Genomic DNA, 16,479 nt, shown 5'->3' on the forward strand with positions numbered 1-16,479 from the left:
TTCAGGTTCCCCATGTGCGATTCGTGGGGGCCCTGGTTCCTGTGGCCCTGCACCGGGGGCTGTGCCCACCCGTTCCGCCCAGCGGAACGCCTGCCCACAGCGGGGAGCGGCCGGCTCCGGCGTGGGGTGGGCGGGGGTGGCTGGGGCCCACGGCGGGTGGGGGGTTGGGGCCGGGCCCGGGAGCAGGTGGGGTGTCGTCGGTCTGTGGGGGAGTTTTTGGGTTGCTTTTCTGGTCAGGCGTTCGATCGGGTCCACTGATTCCGCGCAGCCCGAGAGGAGTGCGGGCGCGAGCAGGCCGCACAGGAGGGCTCCGGCGAGGAGACGGCGGCGGCGCGCTCGCGCCCGGGGGGTCACAGGTAGTCCTCCAGGCGGGCCACCGCGTAGCCCCGGTCCGTGACCGTCTTCATGACCCGGCGGACCATGTCGGGCATCGTGCCCTTCCAGTCCTCACGCCCCCGGAAGTGCGTGAGGATGATGTCGCCGGGGTGCAGGTCCTTGTCCCACTCGCGCCACTCCATGTGGTCGGTGAAGGCCTCCGACGCCCACAGCGGCACCGCCTTGACGCCGCAGGACTTGGCGGCGCGCAGCGTGTCCCGGTTGTAGTTGCCGTACGGCGGACGGAAGAGCTCGGGCCGCTTGCCGTAGTGCTTCTGGATGATGTTCTGCATGTCGCAGATCTCGTGGCGCTGGTCCTCGTACGAGAGTCCGGGCAGGTAGCGGTGGTGCAGGGTGTGGTTGTTCAGGGTGACGCCGCGGTCCTGCATCTTCTTGAAGTAGCCGTAGTCCTCCTTGACCAGGTAGTCGCTGAGGAAGGCGGTGTACGGCAGGTGCAGCTCGCCCATCATCTTGAGCAGCTTCGGGTCCTTCTCGGCACCGTCGTCGATGGTCAGGAAGACGACCTTGTCCTTGGTGGGGATCGTCGTGAAGACCGGCGGCAGGCTCGCCTGGCCCTTGACCTCGAAACCCTTGCGGGTGGTGAGTCTCGGCTTGGTGCGGGGCGGCGGGGGCGCGGGGAGCGGGACCTTCGCCAGGCCCCAGCGCTTGGTCGCCGCGACGCGGGCGGCCTGGATCGCGCCGAGCTTCTGGGCGTAGGAGTCGAGGGCGCGGGCGGGCGGGGCCTTCAGCGGCTGCTGGCCGGGGGCGCCGCGCGCACCCTCGGAGTCACCGCCGGCGCAGCCCGACGCGATCGCCGACGCGGCCAGGACGGCCACCGCGGCCCGTACCTGGTTCTTCCGTCTTCTGGCGTATTTTCCTTTTTGTCGTACTAGTTGCATGGCGCCGGATCCTCGCAGCTCACGGTCGTCCGAGGGGTCCGACACCGCCGTCGGCCGCGCACCATCCACCGACTGGCCCACAATGGGGCGGGTGAACGACCCGAACACGCCGAGCGGCCACCCGACCGACCTCGGCGACCCCCTCGCCGCCTTCGCCGCCCTGCGCACCGCCGAGGGCCTGGCCCTGCTCGACGAGGTGCGGGACGTCGAGCCCGCGCAGGAGCTCGCCGCCGCCACCCGGCTGCGCCGCACGCACTCCGCGCCCCTGGTCTCGGCCGCCCTCGGGCAGGCGCGGCTGCGGCGGCGGGCCGCGGCGAAGTTCGGCGCCGAGGACGCGGCCCGGATGTTCTTCACGCCGAACGGCGTCGAGCAGTCCACCCGCTCCTCCGTCGCCGCACACCGCGCCGCGCGCTTCCAGGCCCTCGGGGTCCGCTCGCTCGCCGATCTGTGCTGCGGCATCGGCGGCGACGCGCTCGCCCTCGCGCGGGCCGGGATCTCCGTCCTTGCCGTCGACCGTGACCCGCTGACCTGCGCCGTCGCCCGCGCCAACGCGGAGGCGCTGGGGCTCGACGGGCTGATCGAGGTGCGCGAGGCCGACGTCACCGAGGTGGACACCTCCGCGTACGACGCGGTGTTCGTGGACCCGGCACGGCGCTCGTCGGGGCGCGGCCGCATCTTCGACCCGGAGTCCTATTCGCCGCCCCTGTCCTGGGCGGTCGAGACGGCGCTCAAGGCCCCGCGCGCCGCCCTGAAGATCGCCCCCGGCATCCCGCACGAGGCGATCCCCGCCGCGGCCGGCGCCGAGTGGATCTCGGACGGCGGCGACGTGAAGGAGGCCGTGCTGTGGTTCGGCACCGGCGCCGCGGCCTCGCACCGGGCGACGCTCCTGCCCGGCGGCGCCACCCTGTGGTCCCCGCTCGACACGATGCTGCCCGACCCCGGGGTGCGTCCGGTCGGGCGCTATCTGTACGAGCCGGACGGCGCCGTCATCCGCGCCCATCTGGTCGCCGAGGTCGCGGCCCGGGTCGACGGCGGACTGATCGACGAGACCATCGCGTACGTCACCTCCGACGCCCGGCACGACACCCCGTACGCCACCGCCTACGAGATCACCGACCAACTGCCCTTCGGCGTGAAGAAGCTGAAGGCGCTGCTGCGCGAGCGCGAGGTCGGGATCCTCACCGTGAAGAAGCGCGGGTCCGCCGTCGAGCCGGAGGAGCTGCGGCGCAAGGTGAAGCCGCAGGGGAAGAACGCCGCGACGGTCTTCCTGACGCGGGTGGCGGGCGCCCCGACGATGCTGATCGGCCACCCTGCCCCCTAAGGCCCAGCCCTAAGGCCCAGGCCTGGGGGCCCGAAGGCGCCGCCCCGGGCTGACGGCTGCCCACCTGCGACCCGCTGGCCGTGCCGGGGCCGGTCAGAGGCGGCAGGACGCGGCCCGTGCGAGCAGCAGCTCCCGTTCCCGCTCGGTGCCCGCCAGCGCCGCCGCCCGCTCGAACTCCGCGCAGGCCTCGGCCGCCCTGCCGAGCCGTTCGAGCAGGTCGCCGCGGACGCTGGGCAGCAGGTGGTGGTCGCGCAGGGCCGCTTCCGCGGTGAGCGCGTCGACCAGGCAGAGGCCCGGCTCCGGGCCCTGGGCCATCGAGACGGCGACCGCGCGGTTCAGCTCGACGACCGGGGACGGGCTGCGGGCGGCGAGCAGGCCGTACAGGACGGCGATCTGCTGCCAGTCGGTCTCCTCGTACGTGTGCGCCCGCGCGTGGCAGGCGGCGATGGCGGCCTGCAGCGCGTACGGGCCGAGCGCCCTGGACGAGTCGGCCGTGCCGCGGGCCCGCGCGAGGGCCGCGTATCCGCGGTCGATCAGCGTCCGGTTCCAGCGGGCCCGGCTCTGCTCCTGGAGCAGCACCGCCTCGCCGGACGGCCCGGTGCGCGCCGCCGCGCGCGAGGCCCGCAGTTCGAGGAGGGCGGCCAGGCCGTGCGCCTCGGACTCCTCGGGCATCAGGCCGGTGAGCACCCGGGCTAGGCGCAAGCCCTCCTCGCACAGGGAGGGGCGCAGCCAGTCGTCGCCCGCCGTGGCGGCGCACCCCTCGTTGAAGATCAGGTGGACGACTTCGAGGACCGAGGCGAGGCGGGCGGTGCGCTCCGGGCCGCGGGGGACCTCGAAGGGGATGTCCTTGGCGGCGAGGATGCGTTTGGCGCGCACGATGCGCTGGGCCACGGTCGGCTCGGCGGCGAGCACCGCGCGGGCGATCTCCGCGGTGGTCAGCCCGCCGAGCAGGCGCAGGGTGAGCGCCACGCGGGCCGCGGCGGAGAGCAGCGGGTGGCAGGCGGTGAAGACGAGGCGGAGCAGGTCGTCGTCGACGGCGTCGGGGTCGGGGTCGGCCCGCTCGTCCGAGTGGGTCTGCACGGTCTCCGGGTCGCGGCCGGCCTCTGCCAGCTTCTGCGCGTACTGCTCGCGGCGGCGCACCAGGTCGACGGCGCGGTGCTTGGCGGTGGCCATGAGCCAGGCGCCCGGGTTCTCCGGGACGCCCTGTTCGGGCCAGCGCGCGAGGGCCGCCACGAGGGCGTCCTGCGCGAGTTCCTCGGCGATGCCGACGTCTCGTACGATCCGGGTCACCCCGGCGATGATGCGGGGCGACTCCATGCGGAAAACGGTCTCGCAGGCGTGGCGGGGCTGGCGGGGCCGCCGCTCCGGGGACGGATGACGGGGGTGCTCCGGCGGATGGCTCACGGCCACCCATCAGAACACCCCCGCGCACCGGCCGCAAAGGCTGGGAGCCGCCCCCCGACCGGTTCCGGCGGCCGCCGCGGGCCTGCCCTCAGGCCCGGCGGACCGCCCTCGGGGGCGTTGTCCCCCGTCGACGCGGATCATCGGCGGGCAGGGCGGCACGGCGGTCTCCCGGCGCGTGGCGGCGGGGCCTCCGCCCGCGGACTTTCCTCCGGACCGGCACCTCGGCTCATCCACCCGTGCCAGGCTCGCCCGCATGCCCTTCGACCACAACGACCACTACCACCGGCTCCTGCTGCGGAGCCTGCCGCCGGGGGGCCGCACCGCCCTCGACATCGGCTGCGGCACCGGCCGGTTCGCCCGCAGGCTCGTGCGGCGCGGCTATCGGGTCGACGCGCTCGACCCGTCGGGGGAGGTCATCGCCGAGGCCGAGGCGGCCGGCGGCGGGCCCCGGTTCCGCCGGGCCGACGTGACCGCCGAGGAGCTGCCCGCCGGCCACTACGACGCCGTCACCTGTCTGGCGAGCCTGCACCACATGCCCTTCGGCACCGTCACCCGGCTGCGCGACGCCCTCGCCCCCGGCGGCACGCTGCTCGTGCTCGGCTGCCACGCCGGGACGACGGGGTGGGACGTGGTGGCCTCGCCCGTCAACGCGGTGGCCCGGGTCGCGGTCTTCGCGGGCGAGCGCCTGCGCGGTGCGCACCCGCCCCCGCTCAAGGCGCCCGTGCGGCAGCCGGACATGACGCTGCGGCAGATCCGGACCGAGGCGGCCCGTCTCCTGCCCGGCAGCCGCGTGCGCCAACTGCTGTTCTGGCGCTACCTGTTGACGTACCGCAAGCCGGTGGAGCGGACCTAGACCCGCTCGACCGACTCGAAGCGCCACCGGTGCACCGCGCGCGTCACCAACTCCGCCGCGGGCTCCGGGATTTCGGGGAGCCCGGCGTCGAGTTCCGCGTCCCACCAGGTGATGACGAGCACCCGGTCCTGCGGCGCCTGGAAGGTCTCGCGGCGGACGGGGGCACCGTCGAGCCGCTGGGACCGGGCCCAGGCGAGCAGTTCGTCGCCGCGCCCGTCCACCGCCCGGGCCTCCCACATCAGCGCGACCGTCATGAGTAGAGGTTCTCCTTGCTGACCTCGTGCACGTGGTCGTGGTCATGACCGTGGCCGTGCGTGTGCCCCGGCACGTGCGGCTCCGTCACCGGCAGCGAGGAGTCCGCCGACAGGTCCCAGGACGAGGCCGACCGGTTGCGGGCCACCATCTCGGCGCCGAGGGCCGCGACCATCGCGCCGTTGTCCGTGCAGAGCTTGGGGCGCGGCACGCGCAGCCGGATGCCCGCCTTCTCGCACCGCTCCTGGGCGAGGGCGCGAAGGCGCGAGTTGGCGGCCACGCCACCGCCGATCATGAGGTGGTCGACGCCCTCGTCCTTGCAGGCCCGTACGGCCTTGCGGGTCAGCACGTCGACGACCGCCTCCTGGAAGGACGCCGACACGTCCCGTACCGGCACCTCCTCGCCCGCGGCACGCTTCGCCTCGATCCAGCGGGCGACGGACGTCTTCAGACCCGAGAAGGAGAAGTCGTACGCCGCGTCGCGCGGTCCGGTGAGCCCGCGCGGGAAGGCGATGGCCGCCGGGTCGCCCTCGCGCGCGTAGCGGTCGATGACCGGGCCGCCCGGGAAGCCGAGGTTCAGCACCCGCGCGATCTTGTCGAAGGCCTCGCCCGCGGCGTCGTCGATGGTCGAGCCGAGCGGCCGCACGTCCGAGGTGATGTCCGAGGAGAGCAGCAGCGAGGAGTGGCCGCCGGAGACGAGCAGCGCCATGGTCGGCTCGGGCAGCGGCCCGTGCTCCAGCTGGTCGACGCAGATGTGCGAGGCGAGGTGGTTGACGCCGTAGAGCGGCTTGCCGAGCGCGTACGCGTACGCCTTGGCGGCCGAGACGCCGACGAGCAGCGCGCCCGCGAGGCCGGGCCCCGCGGTGACCGCGATGCCGTCGAGGTCCTTCGCGCTCACGCCCGCGTCCTTCAGGGCGCGCTGGATGGTCGGCACCATCGCTTCGAGGTGCGCGCGGGAGGCGACCTCGGGCACGACGCCGCCGAAGCGCGCGTGTTCGTCGACGCTGGAGGCGACGGCGTCGGCGAGCAGAGTGGTGCCGCGGACGATGCCGACGCCGGTCTCGTCGCAGGAGGTCTCGATGCCGAGGACGAGGGGTTCGTCGCGCGAGTCAGCCATGAATCTCGGTTCCTTGTACGCCGGATACGGAGGTGGAGGGATCGGTGCGGCGCATGACCAGGGCGTCCACGTTGCCGGGCTGGTAGTAGCCGCGCCGGAAGCCGATGGGCTCGAAGCCGAAGCGCTCGTACAGCTTCTGCGCCCGGGTGTTGTCGACCCGCACTTCCAGCATGACCTCGGCGCACTCGAAGGCGGTCGCGGCCTGCAGCAGGTCGGTGAGGAGCCGGGCGCCGAGCCCGGTGCCCCAGTGGTCGCGGGCGACGGCGATGGTCTGGACGTCGGCGAGGTCGCCGGACGCGGCGAGGCCCGCGTACCCGACGAGGCGGTCGCCGTCGACGGCCACCACGTAGCGCCGGGTGGCGAGCGGGCCGCGCGCGTGGGCCAGCTCCGACCAGAACATCCCGCGTGACCAGGCGTCGTCCGGGAAGAGCTCCTTCTCCAGGGCGAACACCGCCTCGATGTCCCACCAGCGCATCTCACGGAGCACGGCGGCCTCGGTCGCCCGGGTCGGCTGGGTCACTTGGGGGTGACCACCTTGTAGTTCTTGGGCACCTGCGCGTCGGGCCTGCGCAGATAGAGCGGCCGGGGCTCCAGGAGCTCCTCGCCCGCCGCGAGCCTCTCGGCGGCCAGGGACGCGAGCGCGCCCGCCGAGACGTGCTCGGGCGCGCGGGCGTCGGGGAAGGTGTCGGGGTAGAGCAGCGCGCCCGCGCCGACCGCGGGCAGGCCCGCGACGTCGGCGGCGATGTCGGCGGGCCGGTCGACCGCGGCTTCACCCGTACGGGTGCGCACGTCGTCGTAGCGCGCCCAGTACACCTCCTTGCGGCGGGCGTCGGTGGCCACCACGAAGGGGCCCTCCTCGATGCCCGAGGCGTACGCGAGGCCGTCCAGCGTGCACACGCCGTGCACCGGGACGCCGAGGGCGAGGCCGAAGGTGTCGGCGGTCATCAGGCCGACGCGCAGTCCCGTGTAGGGGCCGGGGCCCACCCCGGCGACGACGCCGGTCACGGCGTCGAGGCGGAGGCCCGCGTCGGCGAGCACCCGGTCGACGGCCGGCAGCAGCAGTTCTCCGTGCCGCCGGGCGTCGACCTGACTCGACTCCGCGATGACGGAGGAGCCGTCGTGGAGGGCGACGGTGACGGCGGGCGTTGCGGTATCCAGAGCGAGCAAGAGCACGCGAACAGCCTACGGCTCCGGCGCGCGCCGCACGGCCGGTCGCCGCTGCCGGGGCAAGGGGTGCGGTGGCTGCTAACGTCACTCCGTAGCCGTACGCAGTACGAAAAGGTGGGTGGCGAAGGTGTCAAGGAGCAGCTCGGGATTTGTGGCCGGGCTCACCGCGGCTGCGCTCGCCGCGGTCGGCTTCCTCGCCTACCAGGCGTCGGCCAGTGTGCCGGACGACCTGGGCAAGCACGCCGGCAAGCCCTCCCCCTCGGCCACCGCGCCGCGCTCCCCCAAGGAGAAGGCGAACCCGGCGGCGGTGCCCGCGCAGTCCGGGACGGGCCAGCGGGTCGTGTACTCCGTGAGCGAGGACCGGGTCTGGCTGGTCGAGGAGTCCGGGAAGCTGCAGCTCACGTACAAGGTCATGCCGGGCACGGTCGACCCGGCGCCGGGCACCTACACGGTCGGCTCCCGCAACGGCTCCGTCAAGGGCACGGACGGTGTGGCGATCGAGCACGTCGTGCGGTTCACCTCCGTCGGGGGGACCACGATCGGCTTCAGCGCGGCGGTGGACGGGGCGACCCCGAAGCCGGACCCGTCGAAGCGGACCGGCGGCATCCGCGAGTCGCGGGCGCACGGCAACACGATGTGGGAGTTCGCGACGCTCGGCCGCAAGGTCGTCGTCATCCCCTGACCGGTGGCCGGGACGACCGGGCCGCCCCTCAGCGGTGGAGCCGTCGCTCCCCGGCCGTGGGGTCCTCGCCGGACGGAGCGCCGGACGGAGCGCGGGGCGGCGTGGAGACCGCCGTGGCCGCGGCGCAGGACGCCAGCAGATCGCTCATCGACAGCTGCGACGGCTCCGGTGCGCCCGAGGGCCCCGGCAGCCGGGGCGACCGCGGCGGTACGTCACGTTCTGAAGCCGGCATGGATGCCTCCTGGGCGCTCCGGGGGCAGACGTGGTTAGGTAGACCTAACCAGTGCTGGCATCCATGTGACCACGCGCGACGCGCGCAACGCAACATTTTGCCGACGCGTTGTCGGAACGTTCGGGCGAACGTACGAGGGCGGGCCGCGCACTGCCCGTACGCGGCCCCGCATACCCGTATCTGCGTGTCCCCGTGTCCCGTATCCCGGCCGCAGGCCGCCGGTGACATCCCCGTTCCCGGCCTCAGGCCGCCAGCGACTCCAGGTCCGCGTCCGCCCAGCGCTGCCCGAGCCCGGTGAGGGTCACCTCGCGCACCTCGTCCGTGGTGTCCCCGGTCGCCCGGTCGATGACGACGTGCAGCCGGTCGTCGGAGAGCTCCTCGACCTTGCCGTCGCCCCACTCCACGACGATCACCGACTCCGGCAGGGAGACGTCGAGGTCGAGGTCCTCCATCTCGTCGAGCCCGCCGCCCAGGCGGTACGCGTCGACGTGCACCAGCGCGGGTCCGGCGCCGAGCGGCGGGTGCACGCGGGCGATGACGAAGGTCGGGGAGGTGACGGCGCCGCGCACGCCGAGGCCCTCGCCCAGGCCGCGGGTGAGCGTCGTCTTGCCTGCGCCGAGCTCGCCGGTGAGCATGACGAGGTCGCCGGGGCGCAGGATCTTGGCCAGCCGGCGGCCCAACTCGCCCATGTGTGCGGGGGAGTTGACCGTGATCTTCAGCGCGCCTGCGGGTGCCTGGTGGTGCGGTGCTTCCATGACGACCACGGTAGCGGCTGCGCGCCGCCGCCCGGTCCCCCTGCCGTCAGCCGCCGGCGCCCTTGGAGCCCGTCCTCGAACCCCCGGCGTCCGCGCGAACGGCCGCCGGGACCGCGCCCGCCCGCACCAGCAGGTCCGCGAGGCGGTCCATGACGACCTCCGGGTGCTCCAGCATGACCATGTGCCCGGCGTCCGGTACCAGGACCAGCTCGGCGTCGGGCAGCCGCTGGGCGATCGCCTCGCTGTGCTCGCTCGGCGTGACCAGATCCTCGTTCCCGGCCAGGACGAGCACCGGCAGGTCGGCGAAGTGCTTGAGCGCCTCCGCCTTGTCGTGCTCGGCGAAGGCCGGGTAGAACTCCGCGACCACGTCGATCGGTGTCGCCTCGATCATCCGCTCCGCGAACCGCGCGATGGCCGGGTCCACGTCCCTGCGCGAGAACGAGTACCGCTTGATGACACCGGCGAAGAGGTCCGCGGTGGCCCGCCGGCCCTTCTCCACCAGCTCCGCCTGCGAGCCGAGCGCCCGCAGCACGCCGGGCAGCACCCGCCGCACCGCGTTCATGCCCGCCACCGGCAGCCCGAAGTTCACCTGACCGAGCTGCCCCGACGACGTGCCGACGAGGGCGACGCCGACGACGCGCTCGCGGATCAGCTCCGGGAACTGGTCGGCAAGGGCCATGGTCGTCATGCCGCCCATCGAGTGCCCGACGAGGACCAGCGGCCCCTCGGGCGCCGCCGCGTCGATGACGGCCTTCAGGTCGCGGCCGAGCTGGTCGATGGAGACCGGCGCGCTCCGCTCCAGCTGGTCGACGCCGCGCGCCGAGCGGGCGTGGCTGCGCTGGTCCCAGTAGACCGCGCGCACGACACCGCGCAGGGCCGCCCGCTGGAAGTGCCAGGAGTCCTGGCTCAGGCAGTAGCCGTGGCTGAAGACGACGGTGACCGGCGCGGGCGCCCGGCGGCCGAAGAGACGGCGCCGCCGCGCGGCCTGGTCGCTGTCGGCCTCGACCTCCTCGACCTCGTAGGAGAGCTCCGTGCCGTCGTCCGCGTACGCCGTGCCGGGCATGCCGCGCAGCGAGCCGTACGGCCCCGAGGCGTCCAGCGCGAGCCGGGCCTTCTTGCGCATGCCGCGGCCCACCGTGAGCCGCTCTATGGCGACGCCGGCCGCCGCGCCCGCGGCGAGCACGCCTATCGCGGCGCCCGCCACCCCGGCCCGGCGCCAGCTTCCCGCCGCGGCGGCGACGTCCGTCACCGCTTGTGCCGCGGCAGCCCCCGTGCTGCTCTCGCTCACGTGCCGCTCCTCGTCCGTTCCTGGTCAGTCGTCGGGCCGCCCGGTTCAGTCGTCGGGCCGTCCGGCTCAGTCGTCGGGCCGTCCGGCTCAGTCGTCGGCCGCTCGGTTCAGTCGTCGGGCCGCTCGTTCACATAGACGCGCGGGACGCGCGATCCGATGCGGGTGACGATCTCGTACGCGATGGTGCCCGCCGCCTGCGCCCAGTCCTCGGCGGTCGGCTCGCCGCGGTCGCCGGGGCCGAACAGGACCGCCTCCGCGCCCACTTCGGGCTCGTCCCCGCCGAGGTCCACCACGAACTGGTCCATCGCGACCCGGCCCGCGACCGTCCGCCACTTGCCGGCGACCAGGACCGGGGCGGTGCCGGAGGCGTGCCGCGGGATGCCGTCGCCGTATCCGGCGGGGACGAGCCCGAGCGTCGTCTCACCGGGGGTGACGTAATGGTGGCCGTAGCTCACGCCGTGACCCGCCGGGGCGTGCTTCACATGGGCCAGCGAGGCGGTGAGCGTCATGACGGGGCGCAGCCCGAAGTCCTCGGGGGTGCCGACCTCGGGGCTCGGCGAGATGCCGTACATCGCGATGCCGGGGCGGACCAGGTCGAAGTGGGTCTCGGGGAGCGTGAGCGTCCCCGGGGAGTTGGCGATGTGCCGCACCTCGGGCCGGATGCCGCGGTCCTCGGCGTGCGCCACCATCTCGCGGAAGACCGTGAGCTGGGCGGCGATCGAGGGGTGGCCCGGCTCATCGGCGCAGGCGAAGTGCGACCAGAGCCCGGTGACCGTGACCAGCCCGTCCACCTCGGCGCGCAGCGCCTGCTCGACGAGCTCGGGCCAGTCGGCCGGCATGCAGCCGTTGCGCCCGAGGCCGGTGTCGGCCTTGAGCTGGATACGGGCGGTCCGCCCCGCCGCACGGGCGGCCTCGCACACCTCGCGCAGCGCCCAGAGCGCGCTCACCGACATGTCGAGGTCGGCCTCGACGCCCTCGCGCCAGGGCCCGCCCGGGGTCCACAGCCAACACATGATCCTGCCGGGCACGCCCGCCGCGCGCACGGCGAGGGCCTCCTCCGGGGTGGCGGTACCGATCCAGCCGGCCCCCGCCTGCCGGGCCGCCTTGGCACAGGCCACCATTCCGTGCCCGTACGCGTCCGCCTTCACCACGGCCATGAACGCGGCGTCCGGAGCGTGGGCGCGCAGGGAACGCACGTTGGCGCGGAGGGCACCGAGGTCGATCTCGGCGCGGACACGGAAAGGCGCTGTCTCGTTCATCGCGGACAAGTGTCTCAGAGCCGACGGAGGGGACCCGCCCGCACGGGGCCTGGCCGGCCGGCGGGACGGGGGGCGCCGGCGCCGTGGCCCGCGGCGGGGCTGGGGCGGTCCGGATTGGCGCGGGTGCCTTGATCGGCCGAACCGGGGGGCTGGGGGTGCGGGCAGGGGTCGTGGCCCTGCGGCTCGGCGCCGTGGTGCGGGCGAGGCAGCGGGGTCGGCTGTCGCCGGGCAGCGGGGCGGATTGACGCGCCGGGCCTTGGTCGGCCGAACCGACGGGCTGGGCGCGCACGGGGCGTGCCCCGCGGACGGCCCCGACTGGCCGGCCGCTCGGCACCAGGGTGTACGAAGGCAGTGGCGTCGACTGCCGCTGGTACCGCGGCGATTGACGCACCGGAGCCGACGACGCACCGCGCCTGAGCGGCCCAGTCGCGCACGACACGTGACTCCGCGGACGCCTCGCCGAGCCGGCGCTCGATGGCGGGGTGGACGAGGACGGCAGGTCGGCCTTCGGCGGAGCCGCCGCGGAGAGCGCGCCCTGACGCCCCGTGCCCTGATCCGCCCAGCCGACGGCCTCGGCGCGCACAGGGCGTGGCCCCGCGGGCCGCCTCGACCGGCCGGCGGCTCGGCTGCAAGGCGTACGAAGGCGGCGGCGTCGACCGTCGCCAGGACCGGGGCGGATGGCGTGCCGGAGCCGACGTGCCGCGGCCTGAGCGGCCGGGGTCCGCTGCCTGGTTCGGCCTGATCCAAGCGGATAGTCCTACGGGCGGCTGACGTCCCGCCACACGGTGGGGATCGCGTCGGCCACGTCCTGGGCGGCCGTGGGGGCGCCGGCCGCCGCGTGGCGGCCTGCTAGGCCGTGCAGGTACGCGGCGACGGACCCGGCGTCCCGGGCGCCGAGCCCCGCCGCCAGCAGGGATCCGGCGAGCCCGGACAGGACGTCGCCGCTGCCCGCCGTGGCGAGCCACGGCGTCCCCGTCGGGTTGACGCGTACGGCTCCCTCCGCCGACGCGACCAACGTGGTGGAACCCTTCAGGAGCACCGTCGCCCCGTACCGCCGCGCGAGCTCCCGCACGGCAGCGAGCCGCCCCGCCTCGACCTCCGTACGGGCCACGCCGAGCAGCGCGGCGGCCTCACCGGCGTGCGGGGTGAGCAGGGTGGGCGCGCGCCGCGCCCGTACGTCCCGCTCCCCCGCGAGCCGCAGCCCGTCCGCGTCGATCAGCACGGGCACGTCGGCGGCGACCACGTCCCGCAGCCGTTCCTCGTCGTCGCCGAGCCCGGGCCCCGCGACCCAGGCCTGCACGCGCCCGGCCTTCGACGGCGGCCCCGCGGACACCAGCGTCTCGGGGAAGCGCGCGAGGACGGCGTCCGCGGCGGGCCCCACGTACCGCACGGCGCCCGCGCCGCCGCGCAGCGCGCCCGCCACGCAGAGCACGGCGGCGCCCGGATACCGCGCGGACCCGGCGACGACCCCGACGACTCCGCGCCGGTACTTGTCGCTCTCGCCGCCCGGCACGGGCAGCAGCCGCGCCACGTCCGCGTACTGCGGCGCCTCCACCTCCCGTTCGTCGGCGGCGAGTTCGAGCCCGATGTCGACGAGTCGTACGACTCCCGCGTACTCCCGGGCCGGATCGATCAGCAGCCCCGGCTTGTACGCGCCAAAGGTCACCGTCACATCGGCGCGGACGGCCTCGCCCCGTACCTCGCCGGTGTCGGCGTCGACGCCGCTGGGCAGGTCGACGGCGACGATGTGCGCGTCGTCGCGTACGGCGGCGACGAGTCGCGCGGCGGGCTCCCGCAGTCCGCCGCGGCCACCGATCCCCACGATCCCGTCGACCACGAGCCTGGCGCCGGCGACCACGTCCCGCGCCCGCTCCTCGATAGCCCGCACGATCGTGCCGCCGGCGGCCCGGAGCGCGGCGAGCCCGCCGGGGTGGGCGCGGTCGGGGTCGAGCAGCACGGCGCTGACGCCGGCGCCTCTGCGGGCCAGCCGCGCGCCCGCGTACAGGGCGTCGCCGCCGTTGTCGCCGCTGCCGACCAGGAGGGTGACGCGGGATCCGTACACCTTGCCGAGCAGCTGCGCGCACTCGACGGCGAGGCCGGCGGCGGCGCGCTGCATCAACATGCCGGGCGGGCCCTGGGCCATGAGCCGCTGCTCGGCGGCCCGCACGTTCTCCACGCTGTACGCATTACGCATCCCCCCAGTCTGCCCCGGCCCGCCGGTCCCGGGCCGCCCGAGTGCCCAGGGGGCCGCTGCTACATCCACCGGCGCCCCCAACCAGCCCCGCCGCTCCGCGGCGGATACCTCCCACCCACCCACCCGTTCACCCCGCACCGTCCTGCGGGAGTAGGGCCGGGCGGACGGCTCCACCCGGCGACGCAGGGCGGGGGTATGGGCGGGTGGGCGGGCCCACCCTGAGCCGCGCGTGGAGATGGGGGCGGGCGGGTGGGTGCACGCCGCGACGTGCGCGGAGGTAGGAGGTGGGCGGGTGGGTGCACCCCGTGACGCACGGCGGGACTCCAGGCAGGTGAGCGGGTCCACCCCGCGTACACACGGCGGGACTCGGGACGGGTGGGTGGGCCCACCCCGCGACGCACAGCGGGAATCGAGGCGGGTGGGTCTACTCCGCGGCACGTGCGGAGATAGGGGGTGAGCGGGTGGGTGCACCCCGCGACGTGCATGGAGGTAGGGGTGGGCGGGTGTACCCCGTGGCGTACGACGAGAGTCGAGCGGACGGGTGGGCCCCGCGACGCACCGCTGCAATCGGGACGGGTGGGTCTACCCTGCGGCACTCCGCAGTAGGCGAGGCGGAAGGGTGCACCCCACGGGGCGGGCGGATGGGTCTACCCCGCCACACACCTCGTATCCGGGACGGGCGGGCCCACCCTGCGACGCACCGAGGCAGTCAGGGCCCCGTGACACACCACATCGCAACAAACAGGTGGCCGCCCGACAGGAGCGGGAAGCGGCCCGTGCCCCACCGGGCCGCACCCGCGTACGAGACGGAAGGGGACGTGGGGGTATGTGCGCACGGAGCACCGAGCACGCAATAGCCCCGCCATTAACCAGGCGTGGCGAACAGTGGATAGCGAGTACGCACATACCCCCGCGGCCCCGCACCCACAAACGGACACCAGGCGCAGACCCCAGCCCCCACGCCCCGCACCCAAAACCCGAACCCAAGGCGCAGACGCCCACGCCCCCGCACCCAAGAACCGGACCGAACGCGCAGACGCCACGCAAGGCGCAGACGCCCACCCAAGGCGCAGACGCCACGCAAGGCGCAGACGCCCACCCAAGGCGCAGGCGCCACGCAAGGCGCAGACGCCACCCAAGGCGCAGACGCCACGCAAGGCGCCCCCGCCAGCCCCCTCACCCCTCCGCCACCACCACCGCAGAAGCAACCCCCGCATCATGGCTCAACGACACATGCCACGCCCGCACCCCCAACACCGACGCCCGCTCAGCCACCGTCCCCCGCACCCGCACCCGCGGCTGCCCGCTCTCCTCCACGTACACCTCCGCATCCGTCCACCGCAGCCCCGACGGCGCCCCCAACGCCTTCGCCAGCGCCTCCTTCGCCGCGAACCGCGCGGCCAGCGAGGCGACGCCGCGCCGCTCCCCGCCCGGCAGCAGCAACTCGCTCTCCAGGAACAGCCGCTCCGCCATCCCGGGCGTCCGCTCCAGCGCCGCCCCGAACCGCTCGATCTCGGCCACATCGATGCCAACCCCGATAATCACGAGAGCACCTTACGAGGACCGCCCGAGCCCCGCAGGGTGACGCACCCCACCCACCACCCCACCCCCCATCCCGTTCAACCAGCCGTAACAATGGACTGTGATCTCTTCGGTCTCTGTGCCAGCGACGGCACCGCGGAGCGCCCACCGGCCCAAGCCGGAGGCGACTCCCTACGTCGACCTCACCCGCACCGAGTGGAGCGCGCTTCGCGAGAAGACGCCCCTCCCCCTCACCGCGGAGGAGGTGGAACGACTGCGCGGCCTCGGCGACGTCATCGACCTGGACGAGGTCCGCGACATCTATCTCCCGCTCTCCCGTCTCCTGAACCTCTACGTCGGCGCGACGGACGGCCTGCGCGGCGCCCTCAACACCTTCCTCGGCGAGAAGGGCTCCCAGTCGGGGACGCCCTTCGTCATAGGAGTCGCCGGCTCCGTCGCGGTCGGCAAGTCCACCGTCGCCCGCCTCCTCCAGGCCCTGCTCTCCCGCTGGCCGGAACACCCCCGCGTGGAGCGCGTCACGACCGACGGCTTCCTGCTGCCCACCAAGGAGCTCCAGGCCCGCGGCCTGATGTCCCGCAAGGGCTTCCCCGAGTCGTACGACCGCCGCGCCCTCACCCGTTTCGTCGCCGACATCAAGGCGGGCAAGGACGAGGTCACCGCGCCCGTCTACTCCCACCTGATCTACGACATCGTGCCCGACCGGCGCCTCACGGTCCGCCGCCCCGACATCCTCATCGTGGAGGGGCTGAACGTCCTGCAGCCCGCCCTCCCCGGCAAGGACGGCCGCACCCGCGTGGGCCTCGCCGACTACTTCGACTTCAGCGTGTACGTGGACGCGCGCGCCGACGACATCGAGCGCTGGTACCTGAACCGGTTCAAGAAGCTGCGCCAGACGGCGTTCCAGGACCCGTCCTCGTACTTCCGCAAGTACACCCAGGTGTCCGAGGAGGAGGCCCTCGACTACGCCCGCACCACCTGGCGCACGATCAACAAGCTCAACCTCGTCGAGAACGTCGCCCCCACCCGCAGCCGCGCCACCCTCGTCGTCCGCAAGGGCCCCGACCACAAGGTGCAGCGCCTGAGCCTGCGCAAGCTGTGACCGCACCCCGTACCCGCACGCTCCGACCGACCGTCGCCCC

The 16,479-nt window shown here is 74.4% G+C and carries 16 protein-coding genes; 4 read left to right on the forward strand and 12 right to left on the reverse strand.

The window, feature by feature from the left end; genetic code table 11:
• Positions 1-350: 350 nt before the first annotated feature.
• Entirely contained in the window at positions 351-1,274 is a 924-nt protein-coding gene (locus ACFYO9_RS05000) for a polysaccharide deacetylase family protein (protein ID WP_355803783.1), read from the reverse strand.
• An 82-nt stretch (positions 1,275-1,356) separates the two neighbouring features.
• Between ACFYO9_RS05000 and ACFYO9_RS05005 the strand changes: the two genes are divergently transcribed.
• The gene (locus ACFYO9_RS05005; protein ID WP_358774788.1) at positions 1,357-2,595 is read left to right on the forward strand and encodes a methyltransferase domain-containing protein; all 1,239 of its coding nucleotides are present in this window, start codon (positions 1,357-1,359) and stop codon (positions 2,593-2,595) included.
• Between the two features lie 93 nt (positions 2,596-2,688).
• Here the strand turns inward: ACFYO9_RS05005 and ACFYO9_RS05010 are convergent, their stop codons facing one another.
• Positions 2,689-3,999 carry an RNA polymerase sigma factor gene (locus ACFYO9_RS05010; protein WP_388665959.1) on the reverse strand — a complete coding sequence of 437 codons (1,311 nt, stop codon included), beginning with the start codon at positions 3,997-3,999 and terminating at the stop codon, positions 2,689-2,691.
• A gap of 253 nt (positions 4,000-4,252) precedes the next feature.
• Between ACFYO9_RS05010 and ACFYO9_RS05015 the strand changes: the two genes are divergently transcribed.
• Positions 4,253-4,852 carry a class I SAM-dependent methyltransferase gene (locus tag ACFYO9_RS05015; RefSeq protein ID WP_358774771.1) on the forward strand — a complete coding sequence of 200 codons (600 nt, stop codon included), beginning with the start codon at positions 4,253-4,255 and terminating at the stop codon, positions 4,850-4,852.
• Here ACFYO9_RS05015 and ACFYO9_RS05020 read toward each other — a convergent pair.
• The 4 genes from ACFYO9_RS05020 to tsaB are packed head-to-tail and all read right to left on the reverse strand — an operon-like array spanning position 4,849 to position 7,394.
• Positions 4,849-5,106 carry a hypothetical protein gene (locus ACFYO9_RS05020; RefSeq protein WP_358774769.1) on the reverse strand — a complete coding sequence of 86 codons (258 nt, stop codon included), beginning with the start codon at positions 5,104-5,106 and terminating at the stop codon, positions 4,849-4,851. The two genes, ACFYO9_RS05015 and ACFYO9_RS05020, sit on opposite strands and share 4 nt — an antisense overlap.
• Complete coding sequence (gene tsaD, locus ACFYO9_RS05025) at positions 5,103-6,221, reverse strand: tRNA (adenosine(37)-N6)-threonylcarbamoyltransferase complex transferase subunit TsaD (protein ID WP_358712063.1); 1,119 nt, start codon at positions 6,219-6,221, stop codon at positions 5,103-5,105. The genes ACFYO9_RS05020 and tsaD overlap by 4 nt, the downstream gene beginning before the upstream one ends.
• Positions 6,214-6,696, reverse strand: a complete 483-nt coding sequence (rimI, locus tag ACFYO9_RS05030; RefSeq protein ID WP_355804231.1) for a ribosomal protein S18-alanine N-acetyltransferase — start codon at positions 6,694-6,696, stop codon at positions 6,214-6,216. The genes tsaD and rimI overlap by 8 nt, the downstream gene beginning before the upstream one ends.
• A gap of 41 nt (positions 6,697-6,737) precedes the next feature.
• Positions 6,738-7,394 carry a tRNA (adenosine(37)-N6)-threonylcarbamoyltransferase complex dimerization subunit type 1 TsaB gene (gene tsaB / locus ACFYO9_RS05035; RefSeq protein WP_355803794.1) on the reverse strand — a complete coding sequence of 219 codons (657 nt, stop codon included), beginning with the start codon at positions 7,392-7,394 and terminating at the stop codon, positions 6,738-6,740.
• A gap of 121 nt (positions 7,395-7,515) precedes the next feature.
• On the opposite strand from tsaB, the gene ACFYO9_RS05040 reads away from it, so the two are divergent.
• The gene (locus tag ACFYO9_RS05040; RefSeq protein WP_358774768.1) at positions 7,516-8,070 is read left to right on the forward strand and encodes a hypothetical protein; all 555 of its coding nucleotides are present in this window, start codon (positions 7,516-7,518) and stop codon (positions 8,068-8,070) included.
• Between the two features lie 28 nt (positions 8,071-8,098).
• On the opposite strand, the gene ACFYO9_RS05045 is transcribed toward ACFYO9_RS05040, so the two are convergent.
• The 6 genes from ACFYO9_RS05045 to ACFYO9_RS05070 form a co-directional block, all read right to left on the reverse strand.
• Positions 8,099-8,302: a hypothetical protein gene (locus tag ACFYO9_RS05045; protein ID WP_358774767.1), complete on the reverse strand. Its 204-nt coding sequence runs from the start codon at positions 8,300-8,302 to the stop codon at positions 8,099-8,101.
• A gap of 242 nt (positions 8,303-8,544) precedes the next feature.
• On the reverse strand, positions 8,545-9,057 hold the full coding sequence (gene tsaE, locus ACFYO9_RS05050) for a tRNA (adenosine(37)-N6)-threonylcarbamoyltransferase complex ATPase subunit type 1 TsaE (RefSeq protein WP_355803799.1): 513 nt from the start codon (positions 9,055-9,057) through the stop codon (positions 8,545-8,547).
• Positions 9,058-9,103: 46 nt separating this feature from the next.
• A complete protein-coding gene (locus ACFYO9_RS05055; RefSeq protein ID WP_355803802.1) occupies positions 9,104-10,345 on the reverse strand; it encodes an alpha/beta hydrolase in 1,242 nt (413 codons plus the stop codon).
• A gap of 107 nt (positions 10,346-10,452) precedes the next feature.
• Positions 10,453-11,604, reverse strand: coding sequence for an alanine racemase (gene alr / locus ACFYO9_RS05060; protein WP_355803803.1), 1,152 nt, complete (start codon positions 11,602-11,604; stop codon positions 10,453-10,455).
• 757 nt (positions 11,605-12,361) lie between these two features.
• Positions 12,362-13,798, reverse strand: a complete 1,437-nt coding sequence (locus ACFYO9_RS05065; RefSeq protein ID WP_358774765.1) for an NAD(P)H-hydrate dehydratase — start codon at positions 13,796-13,798, stop codon at positions 12,362-12,364.
• Positions 13,799-14,974: 1,176 nt separating this feature from the next.
• Entirely contained in the window at positions 14,975-15,343 is a 369-nt protein-coding gene (locus ACFYO9_RS05070; RefSeq protein ID WP_355803807.1) for a holo-ACP synthase, read from the reverse strand.
• 115 nt (positions 15,344-15,458) lie between these two features.
• On the opposite strand from ACFYO9_RS05070, the gene coaA reads away from it, so the two are divergent.
• Positions 15,459-16,439: a type I pantothenate kinase gene (gene coaA / locus ACFYO9_RS05075; protein ID WP_355803809.1), complete on the forward strand. Its 981-nt coding sequence runs from the start codon at positions 15,459-15,461 to the stop codon at positions 16,437-16,439.
• Positions 16,440-16,479: the final 40 nt, after the last annotated feature.

It is taken from the genome of Streptomyces sp. NPDC005863, assembly GCF_042871345.1.
Classification (GTDB): domain Bacteria; phylum Actinomycetota; class Actinomycetes; order Streptomycetales; family Streptomycetaceae; genus Streptomyces.

Excerpts from the sequence above, each read along its gene's own strand:
- tsaD (WP_358712063.1), bottom strand. The coding sequence starts at position 6,221 with ATGGCTGACTCGCGCGACGAACCCCTCGTCCTCGGCATCGAGACCTCC.
- ACFYO9_RS05015 (WP_358774771.1), top strand. The coding sequence starts at position 4,253 with ATGCCCTTCGACCACAACGACCACTACCACCGGCTCCTGCTGCGGAGC.
- ACFYO9_RS05000 (WP_355803783.1), bottom strand. The coding sequence starts at position 1,274 with ATGCAACTAGTACGACAAAAAGGAAAATACGCCAGAAGACGGAAGAAC.
- ACFYO9_RS05005 (WP_358774788.1), top strand. The coding sequence starts at position 1,357 with ATGGGGCGGGTGAACGACCCGAACACGCCGAGCGGCCACCCGACCGAC.
- tsaE (WP_355803799.1), bottom strand. The coding sequence starts at position 9,057 with ATGGAAGCACCGCACCACCAGGCACCCGCAGGCGCGCTGAAGATCACG.
- ACFYO9_RS05020 (WP_358774769.1), bottom strand. The coding sequence starts at position 5,106 with ATGACGGTCGCGCTGATGTGGGAGGCCCGGGCGGTGGACGGGCGCGGC.
- ACFYO9_RS05065 (WP_358774765.1), bottom strand. The coding sequence starts at position 13,798 with ATGCGTAATGCGTACAGCGTGGAGAACGTGCGGGCCGCCGAGCAGCGG.
- alr (WP_355803803.1), bottom strand. The coding sequence starts at position 11,604 with ATGAACGAGACAGCGCCTTTCCGTGTCCGCGCCGAGATCGACCTCGGT.
- rimI (WP_355804231.1), bottom strand. The coding sequence starts at position 6,696 with ATGCGCTGGTGGGACATCGAGGCGGTGTTCGCCCTGGAGAAGGAGCTC.
- ACFYO9_RS05045 (WP_358774767.1), bottom strand. The coding sequence starts at position 8,302 with ATGCCGGCTTCAGAACGTGACGTACCGCCGCGGTCGCCCCGGCTGCCG.